This is a genomic window from Nostoc sphaeroides (assembly GCF_003443655.1).
Classification (GTDB): Bacteria; Cyanobacteriota; Cyanobacteriia; order Cyanobacteriales; family Nostocaceae; genus Nostoc; species Nostoc sphaeroides.
This window is the reverse complement of record NZ_CP031941.1, coordinates 419,477-442,720: the sequence shown is the minus strand read 5'-3', so window position 1 is coordinate 442,720 and position 23,244 is coordinate 419,477. Positions and strand designations below refer to the sequence as shown.

The window sequence follows — 23,244 nt, the reverse complement described above, 5'->3', positions numbered from 1 at the left end:
CACTTCGGAATTTTCCAAAATTTCAAGTTCTCGATTAGGACGCTAAAAGCTTTTGCTAATAAGGATTTAAAAACCAGAGGCTATCAGTTGGTTGACATTGGCAAGTCGAGAAAATTATTAGAGTCATTATAGTACAAAAGTACTCGAATTTGGCATCAGAGATTGTGACGAGTTACAAAGTCTTCTACACTGACTGCATAGGTTTTAACTCTCTCTGTTAGGCTCCTCATGACGGACAACGATTCTGAATACATCAGGCAAACTGAAGCCACTCGTGTACGTGTACTAAGCGAAGCACTACCTTATATTCAACAATTCGCCGGTCGCACTGTTGTTGTCAAATATGGTGGCGCAGCGATGAAAGATAGTACACTCAAAGACAAGGTTATCCGCGACATTGTATTCTTATCCTGCGTCGGCTTGCGTCCAATTGTAGTCCACGGTGGTGGCCCAGAAATTAACAGTTGGTTAGATAAGCTGGGCATCGAACCACAATTTAAAAATGGTCTGCGAGTCACTGATGCCGCCACAATGGATGTGGTGGAAATGGTTTTAGTTGGTCGAGTTAACAAAGAAATTGTCGCCCTAATTAACCAAGCAGGTGGATTGGCTGTAGGACTTTGCGGTAAAGACGGTAATCTATTTACAGCCCGTCCCCAAGGTCAAGAAGGCATCGGTTTTGTGGGGGAAGTCAGCAATGTGAATATCAAGATTTTGGACACCCTCGCTAGCAATGGCTATATTCCGGTAGTGTCCAGCGTCGCCGCAGACGAAACGGGGCAAGCTTATAATATTAACGCCGATACTGTAGCGGGAGAAATAGCTGCTGCACTAGGAGCAGAAAAGTTAATTTTACTGACTGACACCAGTGGAATTTTAAAAGATTACAAAGACCAATCTACTTTGATTCCGAAAGTAGATATTCGTGAAGCCCGCGAGTTGATTGCCAATGGTATAGTTAGCGGTGGGATGATTCCTAAAGTCAGTTGTTGTGTGCGATCGCTTGCTCAAGGAGTCCGTGCAGCACACATTATCGATGGTCGTATTCCCCACGCCCTATTACTCGAAATCTTTACTGATGTTGGTATTGGAACGATGATTTTGGGTTCGCAGTTTATGTAAGTAGAGACGCGATTAATCACGTCTGTACAAGAGTTAGAAGTAGAGACGCGATGAATCGCGTCTGTACAAGAGTATTGAGGAGAGACGCGATGAATCGCGTCTGTACAAGAGCTATAAGTTTGGAGTAAAAAGCTCTCCCTCATCTCCCTCATCTCTCTTTACCGGAGATAAATGAAAACACGCGATCGCTCACCGCTAAATGATCTACGATGCCATGAGTTATCTATAATCACTGGGTTAACTATGGTTGAATCTCGAATTGCCGGATTAATCAAAGTTGGATTAATCAGGGTAGAATTTCTCACGTTCTGCCTGATCTGGGGATAGGAATAATTGTAGTAATCAGTGCGTTGTGGTATTAGTCCCGTTGTTGGGTCTACAGGCATAGGTGTGGCAATCGGACTACCATAAATGAACGAACCCACAGAAGGCGATCGCCTGGCTCCATAAGCGCCATCAATAACGATCACACGCTGGGCCGAAGCTGGAGCAATGCTTACACCCATCACTGCTATAGTCATGCCTACTAAGAGCCAATTTAGTTGCGAATGCTTGATTTTCAACATATTTTGCTCACCTGCATTTGATACCGGAATTTTTAATCAGAAAATAGTTGCAGCTACTTAGTTAAAATTTTAGAAGTTTATTTAGCTTCAGGTATGCCAGTTTTTGAAAAAATTCCAAAAAGATTGCTGGTATTGGCAAAATTAAAATAGTGGTGATTTTTGTATAAACCGTGAGTGTAGAAAGCTTAGACATTGCTAAAAGCCGCTACCAGGCTGGGAAAGTTGCCTTTGAAAATGGGCAATACCGCGAAGCCATAGAAAATTTAGAAAAGGCCAGCGCCCTGTTAGCTCGTAATTCTCGCCTTGGGGGGGAAGTAGAAATTCATCTGGTGACAGCTTATGAAGCAGCTGGACGCACCGATGATGCCATCGCTCTTTGCGAAAGACTTAAACGCCATGCCCATTTTGAAATTGGCAAACAAGCGCGACGGATGCTTTACATCTTAAAAGCACCAAAGCTGAAAAGGCCCAGTGAGTGGATGACCGAAATCCCAGACTTGGGCGCACTAGCCGATAATGAACTCAAAATTTCTATTGCTGCTAAGTCTACTAAATCTTCTGTGCAGCAGAAGCCTAAACCTACGGAGCCAGAATTCGTTGACCTCAGTCAGGTCAATACCAAAGATAATCGCTTTATCTGGGTGGCGCTAATTGCCATTGGTTTAACCATCTCGTACTTGGTTTGGTTGAGTTTTTCAGGAAACCCAAGCTGATAAAAGCTTACATTGGATTAGTCACCTACTATAAGCAGTAATTTCAATTACTCTTGATCACAACGAAGGTTAAGAACCAACGAAAAAATCTTTCCTTTCGCGCTTGATTATTTTTTAAGCCCCAAAGCGATGCCTGCGGCGGGCTTTGCCTACGCCTAAAATTTCGCAATAAGCAAGAGTTAATGACAGAATTAAATTGTTGAACATCGAGTTAGTTCTTATCCAATACGCTTGGGTTAAGGCTAAAACTCTGTTATCCAAGTCAATTTTTTAACGAACCGCCAAGACGCAGAGGACGCAGAGAGAAGAAAGAGAAGGAAAAAATTGCTTAACTGAACTGTATTGAGTTCTTATCCAAATTTTCTAATCCAAAAATCGACAAAGCAAAATATTATGGATCTTCAGTTCTTTTTATGGAGCCGAATAATAAATAAAATCTAATCAGAGCCTATATTCCTTGCTATGACTGGATTTTAAATTTTTGAGCCTTTCTATAGAATGGGTATTTTAATGCCGTACCATAAAACCAACGCAAGAGCCAATATTATTAGTTAAGTGATTGATGTAATGTTCAGAAAAATAGTTGTTGAAAATTTAAGTAATAATTACTTAACGAGTATACAACAATACTTTTGCAAATTTGTAGTCATTGAATAAACTTTACCAGTCTGTTGCGAACTTTCCCAAAATTATAGAAACTGGTGTGGAAACCTTTAACACCAAATTGCCTTGCGTTGAGGCAAAAGTCAAGATTGGTTAAAAAGTTTGACTTTTGGAGAGACTTGTAGTTATGTATTCTTCAATTTTCGGGAAGATTTTCTTGTGGTTAATCAAACCATTTAGTTTTGTATTGACACCGAATGGTCGAAATCGAATGAACCGCGTCTTTCCCATGCGAAATCCTATTCTGTGGCTAGTGCTGGTAACATCCCTGCTACTGACTGGCTGTGTTAAGTACGATGTGGGGCTTAACTTTGACAACTCAAATAGTGGCGAACTAGTACAGCATATTAAGTTGGGAGAGCGGCTAACTAGTTTTAGTGGCGATTCTGTGTACGAATGGTTGAATAGCATAGAGCGCCGCGCCCGTCAACTAGAGGGGAAAACACAGCGAGTTTCACAAGAAGAAATCATTGTCACAATTCCTTTTAGTAGTGGTAGGGAATTACAAGAGAAGTTTAACGAATTTTTTAACTCTCGTGCGAATCAAGCCTCTAAGTCAGTGGGAAGCCAATCTGACTCAGAACTGCCGAAAATTGAATCAAATGTCCTCTTGGAGCAGAACAATTTTTTACTTTTAGTCCGAAATCGGTTAATTTATGATTTGGATTTGCGATCGCTATCCTTAATTGCCAGCAAAGGTAACGTCTTGGCTAATGCTGGTTCAATTCTCGACTTGGAATTTAGCTTGAAGACTCCTTGGGGAGCCAAAAATATTCAACTAACTGAAACTGCAATAGAGCCACAAAAAAATGGCAATCGATTAGTGTGGAAACTCCAGCCTGGTGAGTTAAACCACATAGAAGCTGTTTTCTGGCTTCCCAGTCCCCTTGGTATTGGTGGGTTGTTAATTATCATGTTTGTCTGGGGAGGATTGTACTTGAGATACAATTTCATGCCAGATCCCAGAATTCAGTTTCCTCCCAAAGTAGCAGTAAATAGGGGATAGGGGACAAGGGGACAAGGGGATAGGGGATAGGGAATAACTTTAGTTCTGGGTTTAGAGCCGCACTCAAAAAGAAAAATTATGCTGAGATTGCTTGCAACGACGCATAAAGCGTTCTTATTCCAATCCCACAACTTCAGTCGTCACTATTCCCCATTCCCCATTCCCTGCTCCCCTTATTTGCTGCCATACCAACGTTCAGCAAGTGTACTGAGTTGATGAAGTACATCAATGAGTTCCTGACCACGTTCTGTAAGACCGTAAGTTACTTGGGGTGGGACAGTTGGTTCATAATGGCGATAAATAATCTCTGCTGCCTCAAGCATCCTCAGTCTTTCCGTTAAAACTTTGGTAGAGATGCCCTCAACTAGGTGTTTTAATGCACCAAAGCGAGTAGGCCCACTATTACACAACACCCACAGTATATACATTGTCCAGGGGCCTGATAGTAAGGACATCAAAATATTGACAGGGCAAGCATCAGGATTTTTAGAGACAGACATTGATAAGTTAGCTAAAATTGTGCGGCAGTTACTTTATGGTAACTACTTTACTTTAGTAACTAGTTACTTTTAGTATCTGATGTAATGCTTTGAAATTTAGACTCAAAAAAAGTAAAAGCAGTAAATGCTAGCTAATCAGGAGATATTTGGTGGTAAACATTCTACATATTGATTCCAGTCCCCGTGGTGAGCGATCGCACTCCAGGGAACTATCTAAAGAATTCGTCAGTGGTTGGAGGGCAGCACATCCTGAAGATGCGATCGCCTATCGAGATATCGGGCGTCACACAATTCCTCACGTTAATGAAGCTTGGATTGCAGCTGCATTTTCACCACCAGAAACCCATACCCCAGAATTAACTGAGGCACTTAGGATTTCTGACGAATTGATTGATGAGTTTTTGGCAGCCGATCGCTACGTCTTTGGAGTGCCAATGTACAACTTCAATATACCTTCCACATTTAAGGCTTACATCGACCAAATCGTTCGCGCTAACCGGACTTTTGCTATAGATGCTCAAGGCTTAAGAGGATTAGTCGAGGGTAAAAAGGCGGTGATCATTACAGCTCGCGGCGGTGACTTTAGCGCGACATCTCCTTACGCTGCTTATGACTTCCAAGAACCCTACCTGCGGGCGATTTTCGGCTTTATTGGAATTACAGACATTCAATTTATTAACGCTAATAGCCTGAATGAGGGAGATGCCCGTACCCAATCTTTATCAGAAGCACGGGCAGCAATTCAAAATTTGATTGCTCAATGGTAATGTGACGCGGGGCATTGAGAATTGGGCATTGGGCATTGGGCATTGGTTATAGATTCTTCTTCCTCTGCTCCCCCTGCTCCCCTTGCCCCCTGCCCCCTGCCTCTTCTTCACGGTGACAACCGCTCTATTTTCCAAGTGTCATTATCTAAACGGCTATAGAGTAAGCGATCGTGTAAGCGGCTAGAGCGTCCTTGCCAAAACTCAATTTCTGTAGGGATTACTCGTAAGCCTCCCCAATGAGGTGGTCGAGGAATCTCCTGATTTTCATATTTGCTGTAGAACTCCTGCAAACGTCGCTCCAGGACTTCTCGGCTTTCTATCACCTCACTTTGATTAGATACCCACGCACCCAGGCGACTGTTGGCAGGCCGAGTGTCAAAATACTGGTCAGACTCAGTTTCAGAAACTTTCTCCACATACCCGGAAATTCGGACTTGACGTTCCAGTTCTGCCCACCAGAAGACTAAAGCCGCCTGGGGATTTTCTGCCAGTTCTTGTGCTTTGTGGCTGTTGTAGTTGGTAAAGAAAGCAAAGCCCCGTTCATCAAAATCCTTCAGCAGCACCATTCTGGCTGACGGCTTACTGTCTGGTGTGGCGGTAGCAATGGTCATGGCATTGGGTTCTGGGAGTTGGGCTGCTAGTGCCTGCTCGAACCATTTTTTAAATTGGATAAACGGATTGAGGTCAACTTCAAGTTCGCTCAAACCTTCCAAGGTGTAGTCTTTGCGAAGGTCGGCTACGGTTTTGTCCATTTTGATTTACTTCCTTGTTATCAGATACGCTTATACATGTCTTTGTTAAAAATATCTATGATGATGATCAGCACCATCAAGAATTTTACAAATTCTCTTAAAGAATATCTAAAATAGGTTGCATAAGATGCGCCGTTTGGCCTCCCTTCAACGCCTGTTAATTTATGGTCTAAGCGGCCCGATTATCGCTCTCAATGTCTGGCTGCTGTCTGTGCTTTTTCGCTATTTTCAGCATCCTATTACCGTCTTAATCATTGCGGCAATTTTGGCTTTTCTACTAAATTATCCAGTTAAGTTCTTTGAACGTGCTCAAATTACGCGCACTCAGGCGGTGATCATAGTTTTACTTGCAACGTTAACCCTGTTTGGAATTCTGGGCGTCACGCTAGTGCCGTTGATCATTGACCAAACAATCCAACTGTTAAATAATATCCCTGATTGGTTAGGCGCTAGTCAAGCAAACTTAGAGCAGTTTGAGAAGCTGGCAAAACAACGACGTTTGCCAATTGATTTGAGGGTTGTGAGCAGTCAAATCAATGCCAACATTCAGAATCTGGTACAACAACTAGCTTCTGGTGCAGTGGGATTTGCTGGAACACTGCTGTCAGGATTACTTGACGTAGTGTTAGTAATCGTGCTTGCATTTTATATGCTTTTATATGGCGATCGCGTCTGGTATGGTCTGGTCAATCTTTTGCCCTCTAATATTGCAGATCCTCTTACCGCATCCTTGCGCCTAAATTTTCAGAACTTTTTCCTCAGCCAGTTGTTGCTAGGACTGTTCATGGTGCTAACCCTGACGCCAATTTTCTTGGTGATGAAGCTGCCCTTTGCCCTGTTGTTTGCCATATTAATCGGGATCTCGGAACTCATTCCCTTTATCGGGGCATCTCTCGGCATTGGTCTAGTGACGATTTTAGTCCTGCTGCAAAATTGGTGGTTAGCAGTTCAAGTTGCGATCGCGGCAATTCTCATGCAGCAGGTTAAAGATAACTTGTTAGCTCCCAGGTTACTCGGCAACTTTATTGGGCTGAACCCCATCTGGATTTTTGTAGCTATTTTGATGGGATTTGAGATTGCTGGCTTGTTGGGGACACTTGTTGCTGTTCCTATTGCTGGTACTATTAAAGGCACTTTCGATGCAATCAAGAGCGGCAAACCAAGTGATTTTGTATCAAGTGTTACTATTACTCATGACCCACCCCCTGATTAAGGGGGCAGGGGGCAGGGGGCAGGGGGACAAGGGGGAATTCTTGAACAAGTCTCTCCTCTCCCTTGTCTCCCCCCCTCTTCCTTGTCTGCCTTGTCTCTTCTCCATGCCCAATGCCCAAGGTCAAAAGTTGCACAATCTGATCTCACAATTCACAATAGTGATTGATTCTGATTAATTAACTTAGAACCCTTTAATGGAAGCTTCCGAGCTATTAGAAACAATCACACTCCTGATTTACCAAGCCCAACAGGGAGAAATTGACCCTTGGGATGTCCAAGTGATTGAGGTGATTGACCGTTACTTAGAACTGATGGCACCGGAGGCAATAAGAAGAGGTTATGAATCGGACTTGTCTCAATCTGGACAGGCTTTTTTGTCAGCATCAATGCTGGTATTATTCAAAGCCAATACTTTGATGCAATTGTCAACAGTAGGAGATATCCAAGATGGTGTAGTAGATGATTCCCTATTGGAAAATGAAGACGGAATATCACATCAGGGTCATCGTCTACCATTAGAACGGCAATTGCGTCGTCGGGCATCGGCAATGCCGCCACCAAAGCGCCGGGTGACTCTACAAGAGTTAATTAAGCAATTGCAGATTATGGCGAACCAGCTAAAACTGGTAGAAAAAGTCAGCAAACCTATTCGTCCCAGACGACTGCCTAGCGTCCAAAGTATGCGAGAGGCGCTGGAGTTAGCTCACCAGGAAAATCTGACGGAAGTAGCTAGGGAACTGGAGCAGGTGTTGAATATATCGGCAAGGGAGCTAAATTTAGAACAAAATTGGTTGAATTTAGAACAACTTGTAGAGTTGTGGACTCAGACAAAGTATCTCAACCAAAATGGGTCTGGACATGATTCTAAACACAGTAACCTAGTTAGCGTTTTCTGGGCGCTACTACTACTTTCGGCTCAATCGAAAGTAGAACTGTTTCAAGAGGAGTTTTACCATGAGATTAAAATTCGGCTACTTACAGATTCAGCTAAGACTGGTAAACCTTTTGAGCAGTCGATGAACTAAAAAAGCGAAAAGTAGCCTTACAGATAATTTACAGATTTTTGATTCAGTCCCAAAATCCGAGTAAATTGAAAAGATAAGCGATCGCTTGTCATCTAAGTATACCTATGGTTGCAAGAACCACCAAATTACTGTTATCCCTTAAACAGGAATAACTAAAAGCAGAAATAAAAATTGATGATTAAGTATCACTCGATGAAAGTAAACTGGCTTGTGGTTGAGGAATAAATTTTTATGAAAGCGATGATTCTCGCGGCTGGCAAGGGTACTCGCGTGCGTCCGATTACCTATACAATTCCCAAACCAATGATTCCCATCCTGCAAAAGCCAGTGATGGAGTTCTTGCTGGAACTGTTACGCCAACATGGATTTGACCAAATTATGGTCAATGTTAGTCATTTGGCTGAGGAAATAGAAAACTATTTTCGTGACGGTCAACGGTTTGGAGTGCAAATTGCCTATTCCTTTGAAGGAAAAATTGATGACAACGGGAAACTGGAAGGCGAAGCAATTGGTTCAGCTGGAGGGATGCGCCGCATCCAAGATTTCTCGCCCTTTTTTGATGATACCTTTGTGGTGTTATGCGGTGATGCTTTAATTGATTTGGATTTAACTGCCGCAGTTAAATGGCATAGAGCTAAAGGCTCGATCGCTACTATTATTACAAAATCTGTTCCCAAAGAAGAAGTTTCTAGCTACGGTGTGGTGGTAACAGACGAAGAGGGGCGTGTTAAAGCTTTCCAAGAAAAACCTTCAACTGAAGAAGCCCTCAGCACCAACATCAACACAGGTATTTACATCTTTGAACCAGAGGTGTTTAACTATATCCCCTCTGGTGTCGAATATGATATTGGTGGCCAATTGTTTCCCAAATTAGTGGAAATCAAAGCCCCTTTCTACGCCATCCCTATGGACTTTGAATGGGTAGATATTGGTAAAGTACCAGATTATTGGCGGGCGATTCGCGGTGTACTGCTCGGTGAAATCAAGAATGTGCAAATTCCTGGTCATGAAGTCGCCCCTGGCATCTACACTGGCTTAAATGTCGCCGTAAATTGGGACAAAGTGGATATCACAGGCCCAGTTTACATTGGCGGGATGACGAGAATAGAAGACGGAGCTAAAATTGTCGGCCCAGCGATGATTGGCCCTAATTGTTGGATATGCAGTGGCGCAACAGTGGAAAACAGCGTCATTTTTGAATGGTCGCGCCTGGGGCCAGGAGTCCGTTTAGTCGATAAGCTGGTGTTTGGACGTTATTGCGTGGATAAAACTGGCGCTGCAATAGATGTTCAAGCGGCTGCTTTAGACTGGCTGATTACCGATGCTCGTCAGACTCCGCCATTACATACCCCTCTTGAGCTACAAGCGATAGAGGAATTGTTGGGGACAAACGCAAGTTAAAGTTAGGAGTTAGGAGTTTGGAGTTAGGAGTTTGGAGTTAGGAGTTTGGAGTTAGGAGTTAGGAGTTAGGAGTTTGGAGTTAGGAGTTTGGAGTTTGGAGTTTGGAGTTATCACCTTTATTCCTAACTCTTCACTCCTAACTTTTATAGCGGCTGCCATCCTGGTTAGGACAAGTCTGCTATGGATAGCGTGATAGCCGTTCTCTGACGATTTACCAATGTCCTAAGCTATCTGAACACTGCTATAACTTTATTCCTAACTCCTAACTCTTCACTCCTAACTCCTAACTCTTCACTCCTAACTTTATTCCTAACTCCTAACTATTTAAGTACGTATATCTTCTGAGACTCTGCTCGTAGGTTTGTAGCAGTCGCTGAGATTCTGCTAGGGTAATGCGCTTTTCTTCTAATGCTTTCTCGCAGCGCTGGCGAATGTTTTCCACCATATCTTCGGAGTCATACTGGACGTAGCTTACCACTTCGCTCATGGTGTCACCTTTGACAATGTGTTCAATCTGGTAGCCTTTGGGCGTTAATTGGATGTGAACGGCGTTAGTATCCCCAAATAGGTTGTGCAAATTGCCCATGATTTCCTGGTAAGCTCCATTCAAGAACATTCCCAAATAATAGGGTTCTCCGGGCTTGTGGGTGTGTAACTCTAAAACCGATTTGACATCGCGCAGGTCTATAAAGCGGTCTATTTTACCATCACTGTCGCAGGTAAGGTCTGCCAAAATTCCCCGCCGCGTTGGTTCTTCATCCAAGCGGTGGATTGGCATAATCGGGAATAGCTGATCGATCGCCCAGCAATCTGGTGCTGATTGAAACACTGACATATTCACGTAGTAGATGGAAGCCATGATTTTCTCTAGGTCTTCCAGTTCATCGGGTACGTACTCTTGCTGTCTAGTGATGGTAAGAATTTTCTGACAACAAGCCCAGTAGAGGCGTTCGGCTTTGGCTCGTTCTCTAAGGCGTAATATTCCTAAGTTGAAGCGGCTGATGGCTTCTTCTTTGAATTGTGCCGCATCGTGGTAGAACTCCTGATAATTCTCTTGGTTGATGGATTGGTAAGTTTCCCAAAGATAATTAATAATTGGGGATTCTCCCTCTTGTGGAGGTTCTGGGATGTCGAGAGGGACATCACTAGTACTGAGAACATCAAAAATCAGCACTGACTGATGGGAAGCGATCGCTCGTCCACTTTCACTAATCAGTGTTGGTACGGGAATCTGCCGCTCTGCACAGGTATCTTTTAACTCTGCTACGATGTCGTTGGCATAGTTCTGCATGTTGTAATTTTTCGATGCATAGAAGTTGGTTTGGGAACCGTCATAATCTACGCCCAAGCCACCACCAACATCAAGGTATTTCATATCCGCCCCCAGCATCGACAATTCTACATAAATGCGGCTGGCTTCTTGGATGGCATCTTTAATTACATTGATAGCAGAAATTTGTGAGCCAATGTGGAAGTGCATCAACTGCAAAGAATCGAGCAAGTCAGCTTCGCGTAATTTGTCAACAGCCTCGATTACTTCAGGCATTGTCAAACCAAATTTAGCGCGATCGCCACTGGAGGCTCCCCAACGTCCCATACCTTGGGTACTGAGTTTAGCACGAACACCTAATATTGGCTTAATACCTAACTGGCGATTGGCATCAATTACCAAATCAACCTCTTCAATCTGTTCTAAGACGATGATTGGTGTTTGCCCTAGTCTTTGGGCTAACATTGCCGTTTCGATGTATTCCCGGTCTTTGTAGCCGTTGCAAACTAACAATGCTCCTGGTGTATCCAACACAGCCAGAGCAATCATTAATTCTGGCTTGGAACCAGCTTCTAATCCAAATTGATGGGGTTTGCCAAATTTCACTAAATCCTCAATCAAATGCCGCTCTTGGTTGCACTTGACCGGAAACACGCCACGGTAGACACCAGGGTAATTGTAGCGAGCGATCGCTTTGGCAAAACAAGCGTTCAACCGCTCAATCCGGTCTTCCAAAATATCAGAAAAGCGAATCAACATGGGAAGTCCCAAGTTGCGCTGTTTCATAGAGTTGACCAATTCAAACAAGTCAAGAGATCCCCCGCGATCGCCTTTGGGTGCTACGGTAACGTGACCAGCAGCGCTAATGGAAAAATAAGGTTGTCCCCAACCTTCAATGCGGTACAAGGCTTCACTATCCTCAATTTTCCAGGAGCGAGGTAAATCTCCTGTGTTAGGACTAGGTGGTAACAGCTTTTTTTGCTTATGATTTTTCACTTCTTTGTGTCCATTGGACGGTAGTACCACCTCGTCAGATGTAGCAGTTGAATCAGCACCCATTTCTTCCTAACCTCTGTTTTTCGCCCACGATTTAACAATTTAACGCATTCATTTGGGAACGTATATGCACCCAATGATAATTTCTGAGATAAACTCTGATTGGTCAAGAGTCATTAGTCATTGGTCATTAGTCAAGAGTGCAAAACCCTTACCCTTAGACAAATGACTCTTGACAAATGACTAATGACAAAATAAAAACTTTATTAAGCTTTGGGAGATCGCAATGGAACGTACATTCTTAGCAATTAAGCCAGATGGAGTACAACGGGGGTTAGTGGGGGAAATTATCCGTCGCTTTGAAACTAAAGGTTTTACCCTAGTTGGCTTGAAGTTCCTGCAAGTCAGTCGGGAATTGGCCGAACAACACTATGATGTTCACCGGGAACGTCCGTTTTTTGCCGGTTTAGTGGAATTTATCATTTCTAGCCCAGTGGTGGCGATGGTATGGGAAGGTGATGGTGTTGTTGCATCTGCCAGAAAGATTATTGGTGCGACGAACCCCTTAACATCAGAGCCAGGAACGATTCGCGGCGATTTTGGCATAAATATTGGTCGTAACTTAATCCACGGTTCTGATGCTCCTGAAACCGCGCAAAAGGAAATAGCCCTATGGTTTAAGGATGAAGAATTAGTAAATTGGCAACCACATTTAACACCTTGGTTGCACGAGTAATGGAGAGACGCGATTAATCGCGTCTGTACAAAAGTTAGTAGTAGAGACGCGATTAATCGCGTCTGTACAAAAGTTAGGAGTTGAAAATTCATAACTCCTCACTCCTCACTCCTCACTTATTTAGAGACTTCGCTCTTTTCTGGTTCTACTTGGGGCAATTGGGTACCAACACGCTTGGAAAATCCCCAGCCTAAAATTAGGAAGATTGCAGCAATCATGATCCATTCTGGTGGAACTAAACTATCGTTGACCACTTTCAACAACAAGCGCAAGCCCACCAAGGCCACAGTTACATAGCCTGCATCTTCTAAGTTTTCATATTCGTCTAGCCAACGGATGAACAATCCTGCCATGAATCGCAGCGTAATAATCCCAATTGTTGCACCAGTCAGCACTAGCCATTTTTCTTGAGAAACTGCGATCGCAGTTGTCACACTATCCAAAGAAAATGCCAAATCTGTAAATGCAATCACTGGTATCGCTTGCAACAACGAAGTAAAACGCGGCCCGTGATGGTGATCGTCCTTGGCTTCTTCTGAGGTAAAGTGTTGGAATACCAACCAAAGCAGATAAGCAGCGCCTAATAATTCAAATTGCCAGAATTGTTGTACCCAAGTGGCAGTCAGAATCAAGGTGATTCGCAGCACATAAGCAACGACTAAACCAAAGTTCAAAGCTTTACGCTCAAGTTCTTTGTCTTCTAGCCCCCTAGCGATCGCAGCCAGGGCGATGGCATTGTCGGCAGATAACAGCGCCTCTAAAAGCACCAGGATCAGCAGAACTATAGGGGCTTCAACGCTGAAATGAAAGTCGAGGTAATTAAAAATTTGGTCTAGCATTCCGGGTTTCTCAAGCAGAAAAAATTAAAATTTGACAAGAACAGAGATTTATATAATTAAAAATCGCAATAAATTGCCACTCTAATCCAGCTTAACGTGCTTGTGGTGGATTTTGAAGAGGGTTGAATGTATGCGATCACAGTGGAAGTAGGGTAATTTGCGTATAAGTCAATACATCCAAAGTTTTAACATTTAGTGAATGCGATCGCAATGGACTCTTGTCTGTTCGCATCTAAAATTAGAAGATGAGAACAAAAATATGGTAAGAGTTTATGGATAACACACTTCTACAACGCATCACTCATAATCCAAATATTTGCCACGGTAAACCCTGCATTCGAGGACTTCGTTATCCAGTTGAGTTTATTTTGGAACTGCTCAGTTCTGGCATGAGTACTGAGGAAATATTGGCGGATTATGACGATTTAGAATCTAAAGATATTTTGGCTGTCTTGTTATTTGCCGCTCGACTCAGCCAAGTCAAAAGCATTCATCGAATCGCCTCATGAAATTTATTATCGATGCTCAATTACCAGTTCGTCTTGCCCGTTTTATCAAAACTTTAGGTTATGACACGATCCACACCAGAGACTTACCAAGGGAAAATGCTACGCCAGATAATGAGATTAATACCGTATCAATTCAACAAAATCGAATTTTAATTACTAAAGATGTGGATTTTGTCAACTCTTTTTTAACAGTTCAGCAACCTTATAAACTCCTTTTAATCACGACAGGGAATATCAATAACTCAGAATTGGAATCTCTATTTATAGCTAACTTGCAATCTGTAGTTGAATTGTTTAAGCAGCATTCCTATATTGAAATAAGTCGAGACACCATTATTGTGCATCAGTAGTCTCTTTGAAGAAGAATTCAGGAGTCAGAATCAATCAGTCGGGGATTCAGACCGGCGCAGGATTGATGACCACCAAATTTTCAATTTGGTGGGGGTGCAAAAACGCCCGTTATTCATCCGCCAGCGATGCACTGAGCCGGTCGTTGTGTCATACAGAAAACATTGCTGAATTCTGACTCCTGACTCCTGAATTCTGTTCGATAAAATTTCTAACATCACACATAGACTCGATGTTGCCGTTCCAGATATTCAATTTCTCTTTTCCACCGCCCAAGCCTGTTTTCTCGCTGTTGTAATTGATCTGCTGTCGGATTTCTGTAAGGTTCAGTACCTGGATTTGGGTTAATTCCCTTATTTGCAAGCCATTGGCGGCAAAAGAATTGCCAAAGAAATTCATGATCGTGCTTATCGCCACCCAGACAACGAATCCGCTTGACTGAAAGCGTGGATTCACCAAAAAGGATTTGCTCATTTCTGGAATTTTTCGGAAACAGGCGCGTCTCACTACCTCTTCCACGAAAGAATTCGACTACAAACCACTCACCAAAATCGAATATACAAACCTCTGTTGGGTCGCTACCATCATCCTCTAATAGATCAACATCACCTTGGATTTCATACCCTATGGCAATTTGTGATGTCTTGGGTAACAAGATACGAAGCCGTTCAAAGCGGTTACTGTAATTAGCCCAAAAATCCCTGCGACTACATAGGCGATTTGACTCGAAGTTTTCTAAATCCAGCTTGTTCAATATGAGATTTACTAACTTTTGGAAATCACTATAATTGATACCTCCAATCCACTCTCGAAGTCTTTGCCTTGCTGGATCTGAAAGTTTATACCAATTTTCACCATTTCTATAGTTGTGTTTCAACCAATCAACCAGCAAAGAATGATTGCTTGCTATATTATTGTAAAGATTAGTGAGTAAATGATTAACAGCATTTATTTGCTGACTATCTGACATTTCATCTAAACAAGTTAACAACCATCTTACTTGCTGCTGATTTGGAGAGCGAATTGTAGTAAAATAGGGAGTTATTTCTTCTATAAATCTGCTGAATAATGGAATCCAAATAGGTAAATCTTCTTTGATTATATTTAGTAATTCAGTTCGATTAATACGCTGTTCACAAGCAATTTTTGCTAATTCTATACCTGCTTTTGTACTGCGAAACGCCCGAATAATTTGAACTGGTAGCAGGTGACTAACTAAGTCAGAATTAGCAAAGATATCAAAAGATTCAGCTAAAGACTGTGCTAACACCTGTTCTTGCCGATCGCCATAATAAACAGCTAAACGCCACAATAGCTGATGTTGCAACCATGAGTTAGAAATTGCTACCTTCCAAATGGCTGCTGATGTTTTCCTAGATCGGTCAATATTTTGCTGATCCCACTGTGCTTTAGCATGGATGCAGTAAATCCAGTCCAACTTACTTAGTTGATCGGCTTTACCCTGTTCAATAGCTTCTAATACTTTATCAACACTTGGTATTGATATTGTTGCATCTGGTAACTTACTTGCAAGTTGAATAAGTTGATTAGGACTACAGTGGGGAGTTTCAGGTAGGGAAGGAATGCAAAACTGAGAATTCAATGTTTTAGCTCCTTTAAAGAGAGGTTTTTAGAATATCTTTCTTTAACTCATCACTGCGAAACTGAAAGCGAAAAACTACCTTACGATCGCCTGGATTATCACGTTTCTTGTCAGATTCAATTTCTCCACGACCAGCAGCTAATATTTTCTGGCTTAAAGGTGCTTTGGTAGGGAAATTCATATCATAAAAAATGTAGTTGTAAACTGATGATGATCGCAACAAGCTTAGTTGTAGATTAGTTTTATCGTCTCCATCTGAGCTAGTATGACCTTCTATAACTACGCGGCTAATTTCCTGCTCAAATTCTGGTTTTGAGAAAATAACCCCACTATAAACAGGAATAAAGCGACGTAGGAAGGCTTTACCTTCTGGTTTAAGTTCTGTACTTCCCTTAGCAAAAAGAATTGATTCTTGGATACTGACATCCCCTGTTTCTGGGTTTACTTTGACATTGATATTGTTGCTTTTCATCTGTCCCACAACATTACCAATTACTACCCGTTTTGGTACATCCTTTTGTGCAAGCTGGAGTAGGGCAGTAATAAATAGCAAAGCAAAAAACATTAGTAAACCAGACATCAGATCGCCAATAGACAGATAGATACTAGAGTCATCATCCTCTATAATCTCTGCATCAATTTCACCTCTGATAAAATCATCCATGATTGCTTCCACCATTACCAAATTGGCGGTTATCATGTACAGCAACTAGAACTTTTGCTGTCTCTAGTAAACCTCCGCAAACTTTAGCCATAGAAGTATCTGCTTGTTGGAAAAAGCTTAACTGTGAGTCAACAGTCCTTTGCATAGAAACTTCAAGATGACCCTGCCAAGACTGAAGGCTATTGTCAAGTTTTTGATTCAAATCTCTGTATAAATTGTCCACTTTTTGCACTTCCTGACCAATACCACGAGCAAGATTTTCTAGTTGGATTAGTCGTTGTGCATCGTTTAATCCAGCTGCACTAACTAATTTGTTAATTTGTTCGACAGACTCCTGAATTTTAGTCATACTTTTGTCAACTTCTTGAGTCAATTCACTACGTCTTTCAAATTCCTCTCGGAAGACTTGATCAAGATTGTTCACAACCCCAGATAATCCATCTCGTTGTTTGCCTAGCGTGCCCTCAAGTAAGTTGTTTTGTTGTTGAAAGAATGTCTGTAAATTTGTTTGATATTCTTCTCTAAATCTTGTCAAATCATCTTCTACTGTATGGCGAGTTGCTGTGAGTGTCGCATCAATATTTACTAAAGTAGCCAGAAGATTATCTTTCGCATCATTCATCAATCCCGAAGCTTGATTACCCACTGTTTGTAGAGTATTAGTTTGCTCATGAAAGGTTTTATTTGCTTGGGTGAGAATTTGGATAATTCCAGTCTTAGTAGCTTGAAGCATCTGCTGTTCTACTATTGCGCGTTCTTGTAGCGCTTTTTGCAGTTCCTCCCGAATTCCTGCGAAGGTAGCAGCAGCTTGTACTGCACTTGTTTCAAAAGCACTTCGCTGGGCTGTCATTCCTTCGATACTCTTATCTACAGCTCGATTAATTTCGTGAGATGTTTGTTGTATAACTCCTGTAGTTTCAGTTTGGAATTGACTCAAAGTTTGTCCCATATTGTTAGCAAATGCTTGAAGCATCTGCTGTTCTACTGTTGCGCGTTCTTGTAACGCTGTCTGAAGTTCTTCTCGAATTCCTTGGAAGGTAGCAGCAGCTTGCACTGCACTTGCTTCAAAAGCACTTCGCTGGGCTGTCATTCCCTGGATACTCTGATCTACAGCTCGATTAATTTCGTCGGCTGTTTGTTGTAAAACCCCTCTTGTATCTGTTTTAAATTGATTGAGAGTGTCTCCCAAATTCTTAGCAAATTCTTGGAGTTCTACCAAAGTCTTTTTTTGAAAGTTCTCAATTGTCAGGATGGAACTTGCCAAACTTTGAGATATACCACTCAATTCTCTATGCAGGGTCAGCACAGCTTCGGAAGCTTGTTGGGTTAACTCTGCACTTCTATCGAGTCTATCTGCAATGGGTTCGAGTACCTGAATTCGCAAATCTTTGATGAGTTCTTCTAAAACTCTCTGTCCCTGGTTTTCTTTAATTTCTCGGAGTTTTTTCTGTTCTTTGAATATTTCTCCCAAGGCTGGCTTAATCTGCTGACCTACAGCTTGACCAATAGCTTGGGCTGACAATTGATTTAAACCTGCGAATTGTTCTGCAATACTCCTACCTACAGCTTGACCAATGCCTTCTGCATTTAGCTGCTTTAACCCGGTCAAGTTTTTTGCTACAAGACTAAGTGCTTCAGCTACTTCATGGTTGCTATTGTCTGCCGTTTTTAAAGTTGCGATCGCCTTCAATTTTTGACGCAAACTATCACGCCGTTCCTGCCTTAGCGAATCACACCCAAACAAAACTAAGGTGAATATACTACCAGAACCAAGCCCCATCAAAGAAGTGGAGAAAGCTGTTTTCATCCCCATCAATAGTTCCGTACTGGCAGTCATCAGTTCCTGAGAATCTTTTGTGGATAAATTGATTCCTTGCAGTCCCTGCTGGATACCGTAAAAGGTTCCTAAAACGCCAATAGCAGTACACAAGGTTGTCACAAAGCGCAGGGAACTACGAGGTATGGGATGGGCTAAGACAGATGGATACTTTATCAGTATGAAATTACCATCTTGTTGTTTGAATCTACTAGAGTCATCGGTTCCTAAATGATCTTTTAACCATTGGCGAACTTCGTTTGAAAGCTTTACATTTTTACCCTTTTTGATAAATTTAATTGCGGCTTCAGTTGTGCCACACTCTGAGCGCCAATACTGCCATAGAGTGTAAAACTCGACGATAACTGCGACTACTAATACAAAAGCAGTTGCCCAATGAAAAGGTTCGTTATCCCAAATAATGTCCCAAACTTTTGCTATTTCCACACTGCACCCCTCTTGTTTATCTTGGTTATATCTTTTTGAATTTCTCTAATTCTTTATCCGCAAGAACTTTTTCAGCTATCCGCATTGGCAGATGTTCTGCATACAGGCGGTTCCCTATAGGTTCTCGCAGACGTAAGCTGTAAAGTTGTTCACCTTCTGATTCTTTATCCTCAATTAAATAAACCTGTTCTGGTGCATAGCTTCGCAACAAACGCACCTGCAAACAGGTTTTTAAATCCCGTGAAGAAATAGATAGGGGTGAATCTTGTCCAAATAATTCACAAGCCACTTTCCAAGCGTGGTTAACTGCCACAATCTCGTTAACCAATTTCTCCACCGAGGGGTAGAATAGTTTTGCAGTTTCACTAATCAATGCTTTTCACCTATCTGCCTGAGCTTCAATAGGTCTATAGTTCCCAAAATGGAAACTTATTTAACTTTTTTGCTAAAGTTATAAAGTAATTTTTGATGTAAAACTGCTCTTTAGGCGTTAAAAATTTATATAATAGGTACTCACGCAAAATTAATTGAGGATTTATTTAAGCTGGAATGACCTTGTGACAAGCATTTCAGACAATGCTAATATACAATTAATTTTGCACAGGTACTTATATTACAGCTTTCGTAACGCACCGAAAACCCAAAATATTGCATTACACTAACGCGGTAACACACCCTATAGCTAGGCTGTTGACTTTGTACCTTTTTAGGGGGTCAAAATTCATGCAAAATATCTGGTGTCTATTTGGCCAAAAGTTTATTTAACATAGACTTTGCGCTCACAGGGACACAAAAGTTGCATGAACCAAAAATGGGGAAATTCCATCAAAGTCAACACCCTACCCTATAGCTATAGCGGTTTTATACTTAATATTTTCCAGGTTATGCCAGAGAAAAAGCAAACAAAGCCTACTTACGCAGGCTTTGTTTATAAACTATTGATTTTTAGTCTAGAGGAAGACCAAAAACTAAATTTTCCATTATAAAGATAAGATTATTAGCCTAGAAATACGATACTATGATTTTCATATTAAAAAGCGCAATAAATTGCTACTCTAATCTAGCTTAACGTGGTTGTAGTGTATTTTGAAGAGGGTTGAATGTGTGCGATCGCAGTGCAAATTGGGTAATTTCCGTATAAGTCAATACACCAAAGGTTTTTACATTTAGTGAATGCGATCGCAATAGACTACTGTCAGTTCGCATCTAAAATTAGCTTATGAGAACAAAAATATGGTAAGAGTTTATGAATATTTCCTTCAGAACCGAGCTTGAGCAGTAATACAACGTTTTGCAACTACATCAGGTACACCCCTCCCCAACCCTCCTCGATGCTTGGGCTACGGTGTACACACAAGTCTGAAATAGCTGATTAACCAACAACAGCGAAACTGTGGAAATATCACAGCCTAGAGCAAATTCCATCACCTCTACCCTCAACGCCCTCTGGTTGGGAATGCGTAATCGAGACTTCTGGCTGTTATCTTCAAGTTACGCTCAAATCTTAATCTATAAATGTCTTAATCGAATAGCACGCTTGAAAAGCTCTAAGCTAGGCAGAATATAGCACTACAGGTTTCAAATATGGCAACAACAGCTTTAATTGTCGGTGCAGGTAGTGGACTAAGCGCTTCTTTAGCCCGCCTATTTGCCAAAGAGGGTTTCACCGTAGCTTTAGCAGCTCGCCAAATTGAAAAACTCACTCAATTGAGCAGTGAAATTGGCGCAGTTAGTTTTGCTGCTGATGCCTCAAAGCCAGATGAAGTAGAACAGTTATTTATTGATATTGATAATAAAATTGGTTCCCCAAATATTGTCGTTTACAATCCTAGTTACCGAGTGCGGGGGCCTCTTGTTGATCTAGACCCTGGTGAGGTGGCAAAAACCCTAGATGTAACTGCTTATGGTGGCTTTCTGGTTGCCCAAGCTGCTACCAAAAGGTTTTTGCAACTTGGCGGCGGTGCTATCTTCTTTACTGGAGCTTCAGCGAGTGTTAAGGGTTATGCTCAGTCTGCTCCCTTTGCAATGGGTAAATTTGCACTGCGCGGTTTGGCTCAAAGTATTGCTAGAGAATTAGCACCAAAGAATATCCATGTGGCGCATTTCGTAATTGATGGTGTAATCCGTTCAGCAGTTCGCCAAAATCCAGTAGATAATCCTGATAGTACTCTTGACCCGGATGCGATCGCTCAAACTTATCTCAGCATTCTCCGCCAACCCCGCAGTGCTTGGACTTATGAAGTAGAACTACGTCCGTGGGTAGAGAACTTTTAGCTAAAACAATTGTTACAAGAATAGTTTTGCAGGTATGAATATTGATTTTGGTGCAACTGCTACTGATTATGCAAAACACCGCGCTGGCTTTCCCAGTTCATTATTTAACAAACTGTCTGAATATGGTATTGGTTTACCAGGGCAGAATATTGTTGACCTTGGTACTGGAACAGGAACACTAGCGCGGGGCTTTGCCGATAGAGGTGCTTATGTGATTGGCATAGATCCATCAGTTTCACTTTTAGAACAAGCGAGACTGTTAAGCGAATCTATCGAACTCAAAGTAGATTATCGAGTCGCAACTGCCGAGAATACCGAGTTACCAGACGCAAGTGCGGATGTGGTGACAGCAGGACAGTGTTGGCATTGGTTTGATCGTCCCCGTGCTGTCCAAGAAATTACTCGAATATTGAGAAAAAATGGCTCGATCGCGATCGCTCATTTTGATTGGATACCTTTAAAAGGTAATGTAGTTGAAGCAACAGAACAACTGATCAAGGCTCATAATCCAGCGTGGAATTTGGATGGCGGTAATGGAATGTATCCCTTGTGGTTACAAGACATTGGCGAAGGAGGATTCCGAGAAATCCGCACATTTTCTTACGATGTTTTTGTGTCTTATACACACGAGGCTTGGCGGGGACGAATTCGTGCTAGTGCAGGCGTGGGAGCCAGCTTGACACAAGAATTGGTAGAAGTATTTGATCAGGAATTGGCGACATTACTCGAAGCAAGATATCCTACACCAATTCTTCAGGTTCACCATAGAGTTTGGGCTGCGATCGCCAAAGCACCGCTATGAAAAAGTATGCAAAATTGGACAATGTTTCATCCAGAGAAAGCCATCACTAGCGGCTGGCGATGTGTTGCTAGTGATGGCTTATTTGCAGTAGATAGACGAATATTGCAATTGTTAAAACTAGTCATGCTTGATAGGTTTGTTTCTAGCGATCGCTTGTCGTAACATTTTTGGCAGCCAAAAAAGATAACAATATAGTTGTTTTGCCTGACTATAAAGCGAGAATAACTTTCTTTCACTCAATAAAGTATATGGTCGAACTGCTCTAAGAATTTCTGCAAATTTATCTTCTGTCGCAGTTTCAACTGAACCACTTACAAAATAACCTTGTAAATGTGGAGGTAAGGGCCAGTTAATTTTAGGATCTGGCTGGTGTATTACAGGCTCAACATTTCCCCGCCATGCAACTCCCATAATTTGCATAGTTTGATACACCATTGTGTTCCACCCTTTCTCTTTTAAGTAGTCCAAACCTTGGCCTACGTCGGGAGAAGCCAAATCATGAAATAAAATTAAAGCATCTGCTTCTGCAAATTGTTCGCAAATAATTGTATCGTTGAGCGGTGCTGGTGCTTCGTGATTACCATCTATAAATATCAATGACCATTTCCGTTGAAATTTATTTGCTATCTCTTCTACTTTTTCAGGGCTACATCCTGGTATTAGATTCACAGATTCCTTAACACCTGCCGACTTTAGTGACTCTGTGACGCTTTCATTAAATAATTGTTCGGATAGCATCGGATCGATTACATCTAGCTCTACTCCTCCTAAAGCCAAATGACACGCTGACCAACCCATCCAACAACCTATTTCTAAAGCTTTCTTACCCTGAAATTTTAAGGCTGTATTGTATAAAATATGAGCTTCATCTCTGCTGACAAATCCTACATTTTGCTTTCGCTTATCGACGTACCAGTTATGAGTAATATCCCGCCGCAAGTAAAGCCAAAAAGAATCATATTTATTCCCTAAACTTATATTGGGAAAATAGGAATCTGGCTGAATAGTGATAAATCCTGACGAAACATAATCTCCTTTTGGGAATAAGTTTACTTCAATCACTTTTACTGTTTTTTCACTCATAATTTACTCTCTAAGTCCTTGAAATTCTAGGTTTGTGATTGACAATTTAACTTCACCAACTTCTGGAAAAGCGCTATCTTCTCTACAGATGAGCTAAAAAGTTAATTTTTTGTAAGCATCTCGTCTTTTT

General features: G+C 41.8%; 25 protein-coding genes. 13 read left to right on the top strand and 12 right to left on the bottom strand.

What is annotated here, in order from left to right; genetic code table 11:
* Nucleotides 1-228: 228 nt before the first annotated feature.
* Nucleotides 229-1,122: an acetylglutamate kinase gene (gene argB, locus D1367_RS02110; RefSeq protein WP_118162306.1), complete on the top strand. Its 894-nt coding sequence runs from the start codon at nt 229-231 to the stop codon at nt 1,120-1,122.
* Nucleotides 1,123-1,280: 158 nt separating this feature from the next.
* On the opposite strand, the gene D1367_RS02105 is transcribed toward argB, so the two are convergent.
* Entirely contained in the window at nt 1,281-1,688 is a 408-nt protein-coding gene (locus D1367_RS02105) for a hypothetical protein (RefSeq protein WP_118162304.1), read from the bottom strand.
* Between the two features lie 170 nt (nt 1,689-1,858).
* Between D1367_RS02105 and D1367_RS02100 the strand changes: the two genes are divergently transcribed.
* Both D1367_RS02100 and D1367_RS02095 read left to right on the top strand, forming a co-directional pair.
* Nucleotides 1,859-2,401, top strand: coding sequence for a tetratricopeptide repeat protein (locus D1367_RS02100; protein WP_118162301.1), 543 nt, complete (start codon nt 1,859-1,861; stop codon nt 2,399-2,401).
* 790 nt (nt 2,402-3,191) lie between these two features.
* On the top strand, nt 3,192-4,070 hold the full coding sequence (locus D1367_RS02095) for a DUF3153 domain-containing protein (RefSeq protein ID WP_118162299.1): 879 nt from the start codon (nt 3,192-3,194) through the stop codon (nt 4,068-4,070).
* A 173-nt stretch (nt 4,071-4,243) separates the two neighbouring features.
* Here the strand turns inward: D1367_RS02095 and D1367_RS02090 are convergent, their stop codons facing one another.
* Nucleotides 4,244-4,570: a winged helix-turn-helix transcriptional regulator gene (locus tag D1367_RS02090; protein ID WP_118162297.1), complete on the bottom strand. Its 327-nt coding sequence runs from the start codon at nt 4,568-4,570 to the stop codon at nt 4,244-4,246.
* A 149-nt stretch (nt 4,571-4,719) separates the two neighbouring features.
* Here D1367_RS02090 and D1367_RS02085 point away from each other — a divergent pair, with 149 nt between their 5' ends.
* On the top strand, nt 4,720-5,337 hold the full coding sequence (locus D1367_RS02085) for an FMN-dependent NADH-azoreductase (RefSeq protein WP_118162294.1): 618 nt from the start codon (nt 4,720-4,722) through the stop codon (nt 5,335-5,337).
* Between the two features lie 107 nt (nt 5,338-5,444).
* Here D1367_RS02085 and pdxH read toward each other — a convergent pair whose 3' ends face one another.
* Nucleotides 5,445-6,089, bottom strand: a complete 645-nt coding sequence (gene pdxH, locus D1367_RS02080) for a pyridoxamine 5'-phosphate oxidase (RefSeq protein ID WP_118162292.1) — start codon at nt 6,087-6,089, stop codon at nt 5,445-5,447.
* Between the two features lie 127 nt (nt 6,090-6,216).
* Between pdxH and D1367_RS02075 the strand changes: the two genes are divergently transcribed.
* From D1367_RS02075 to D1367_RS02065, 3 genes are all read left to right on the top strand, one after another.
* The gene (locus D1367_RS02075; RefSeq protein WP_118162290.1) at nt 6,217-7,302 is read left to right on the top strand and encodes an AI-2E family transporter; all 1,086 of its coding nucleotides are present in this window, start codon (nt 6,217-6,219) and stop codon (nt 7,300-7,302) included.
* A gap of 193 nt (nt 7,303-7,495) precedes the next feature.
* Complete coding sequence (locus tag D1367_RS02070; RefSeq protein ID WP_118162287.1) at nt 7,496-8,326, top strand: segregation/condensation protein A; 831 nt, start codon at nt 7,496-7,498, stop codon at nt 8,324-8,326.
* A gap of 231 nt (nt 8,327-8,557) precedes the next feature.
* A complete protein-coding gene (locus D1367_RS02065) occupies nt 8,558-9,727 on the top strand; it encodes a nucleotidyltransferase family protein (RefSeq protein ID WP_118162284.1) in 1,170 nt (389 codons plus the stop codon).
* Between the two features lie 316 nt (nt 9,728-10,043).
* Here D1367_RS02065 and speA read toward each other — a convergent pair whose 3' ends face one another.
* Nucleotides 10,044-12,056, bottom strand: a complete 2,013-nt coding sequence (gene speA / locus D1367_RS02060; RefSeq protein ID WP_118162281.1) for a biosynthetic arginine decarboxylase — start codon at nt 12,054-12,056, stop codon at nt 10,044-10,046.
* A 223-nt stretch (nt 12,057-12,279) separates the two neighbouring features.
* Here speA and ndk point away from each other — a divergent pair, with 223 nt between their 5' ends.
* Nucleotides 12,280-12,729, top strand: coding sequence for a nucleoside-diphosphate kinase (ndk, locus tag D1367_RS02055; protein WP_118162278.1), 450 nt, complete (start codon nt 12,280-12,282; stop codon nt 12,727-12,729).
* On the opposite strand, the gene D1367_RS32600 is transcribed toward ndk, so the two are convergent.
* Nucleotides 12,706-12,831, bottom strand: a complete 126-nt coding sequence (locus tag D1367_RS32600) for a hypothetical protein (protein ID WP_276469596.1) — start codon at nt 12,829-12,831, stop codon at nt 12,706-12,708. The genes ndk and D1367_RS32600 overlap by 24 nt on opposite strands.
* A gap of 14 nt (nt 12,832-12,845) precedes the next feature.
* Nucleotides 12,846-13,568 (bottom strand): TerC family protein, encoded by a 723-nt coding sequence (locus tag D1367_RS02050; RefSeq protein ID WP_118162275.1) that lies wholly within the window; start codon nt 13,566-13,568, stop codon nt 12,846-12,848.
* Nucleotides 13,569-13,840: 272 nt separating this feature from the next.
* On the opposite strand from D1367_RS02050, the gene D1367_RS02045 reads away from it, so the two are divergent.
* Nucleotides 13,841-14,077 (top strand): DUF433 domain-containing protein, encoded by a 237-nt coding sequence (locus D1367_RS02045; RefSeq protein WP_118162273.1) that lies wholly within the window; start codon nt 13,841-13,843, stop codon nt 14,075-14,077.
* Nucleotides 14,074-14,427, top strand: a complete 354-nt coding sequence (locus D1367_RS02040; protein ID WP_118162270.1) for a DUF5615 family PIN-like protein — start codon at nt 14,074-14,076, stop codon at nt 14,425-14,427. The genes D1367_RS02045 and D1367_RS02040 overlap by 4 nt, the downstream gene beginning before the upstream one ends.
* 215 nt (nt 14,428-14,642) lie before the next feature.
* Here the strand turns inward: D1367_RS02040 and D1367_RS02035 are convergent, their stop codons facing one another.
* The 5 genes from D1367_RS02035 to D1367_RS30350 form a co-directional block, all read right to left on the bottom strand.
* Nucleotides 14,643-16,028, bottom strand: coding sequence for an EH signature domain-containing protein (locus tag D1367_RS02035; protein WP_118162268.1), 1,386 nt, complete (start codon nt 16,026-16,028; stop codon nt 14,643-14,645).
* A 13-nt stretch (nt 16,029-16,041) separates the two neighbouring features.
* Complete coding sequence (locus D1367_RS02030) at nt 16,042-16,728, bottom strand: OmpA family protein (RefSeq protein WP_228674666.1); 687 nt, start codon at nt 16,726-16,728, stop codon at nt 16,042-16,044.
* The gene (locus D1367_RS02025) at nt 16,685-18,955 is read right to left on the bottom strand and encodes a hypothetical protein (protein WP_118162263.1); all 2,271 of its coding nucleotides are present in this window, start codon (nt 18,953-18,955) and stop codon (nt 16,685-16,687) included. The genes D1367_RS02030 and D1367_RS02025 overlap by 44 nt, the downstream gene beginning before the upstream one ends.
* 25 nt (nt 18,956-18,980) lie before the next feature.
* Nucleotides 18,981-19,328, bottom strand: a complete 348-nt coding sequence (locus D1367_RS02020; RefSeq protein ID WP_181985037.1) for a hypothetical protein — start codon at nt 19,326-19,328, stop codon at nt 18,981-18,983.
* Nucleotides 19,329-20,020: 692 nt separating this feature from the next.
* Nucleotides 20,021-20,161, bottom strand: coding sequence for a hypothetical protein (locus tag D1367_RS30350; protein WP_181985036.1), 141 nt, complete (start codon nt 20,159-20,161; stop codon nt 20,021-20,023).
* A gap of 378 nt (nt 20,162-20,539) precedes the next feature.
* On the opposite strand from D1367_RS30350, the gene D1367_RS02010 reads away from it, so the two are divergent.
* Genes D1367_RS02010 through D1367_RS30345 form a run of 3 tightly spaced genes read left to right on the top strand, consistent with a single transcriptional unit; the run spans nt 20,540 to nt 22,193 of the window.
* Nucleotides 20,540-21,229, top strand: a complete 690-nt coding sequence (locus D1367_RS02010; RefSeq protein WP_118162259.1) for an SDR family NAD(P)-dependent oxidoreductase — start codon at nt 20,540-20,542, stop codon at nt 21,227-21,229.
* Nucleotides 21,230-21,263: 34 nt separating this feature from the next.
* On the top strand, nt 21,264-22,031 hold the full coding sequence (locus D1367_RS02005) for a class I SAM-dependent methyltransferase (protein ID WP_118162256.1): 768 nt from the start codon (nt 21,264-21,266) through the stop codon (nt 22,029-22,031).
* 6 nt (nt 22,032-22,037) lie between these two features.
* Entirely contained in the window at nt 22,038-22,193 is a 156-nt protein-coding gene (locus D1367_RS30345; RefSeq protein ID WP_181985035.1) for a hypothetical protein, read from the top strand.
* Here the strand turns inward: D1367_RS30345 and D1367_RS02000 are convergent.
* Nucleotides 22,149-23,114: a class I SAM-dependent methyltransferase gene (locus D1367_RS02000; RefSeq protein WP_118162254.1), complete on the bottom strand. Its 966-nt coding sequence runs from the start codon at nt 23,112-23,114 to the stop codon at nt 22,149-22,151. The two genes, D1367_RS30345 and D1367_RS02000, sit on opposite strands and share 45 nt — an antisense overlap.
* Nucleotides 23,115-23,244: the final 130 nt, after the last annotated feature.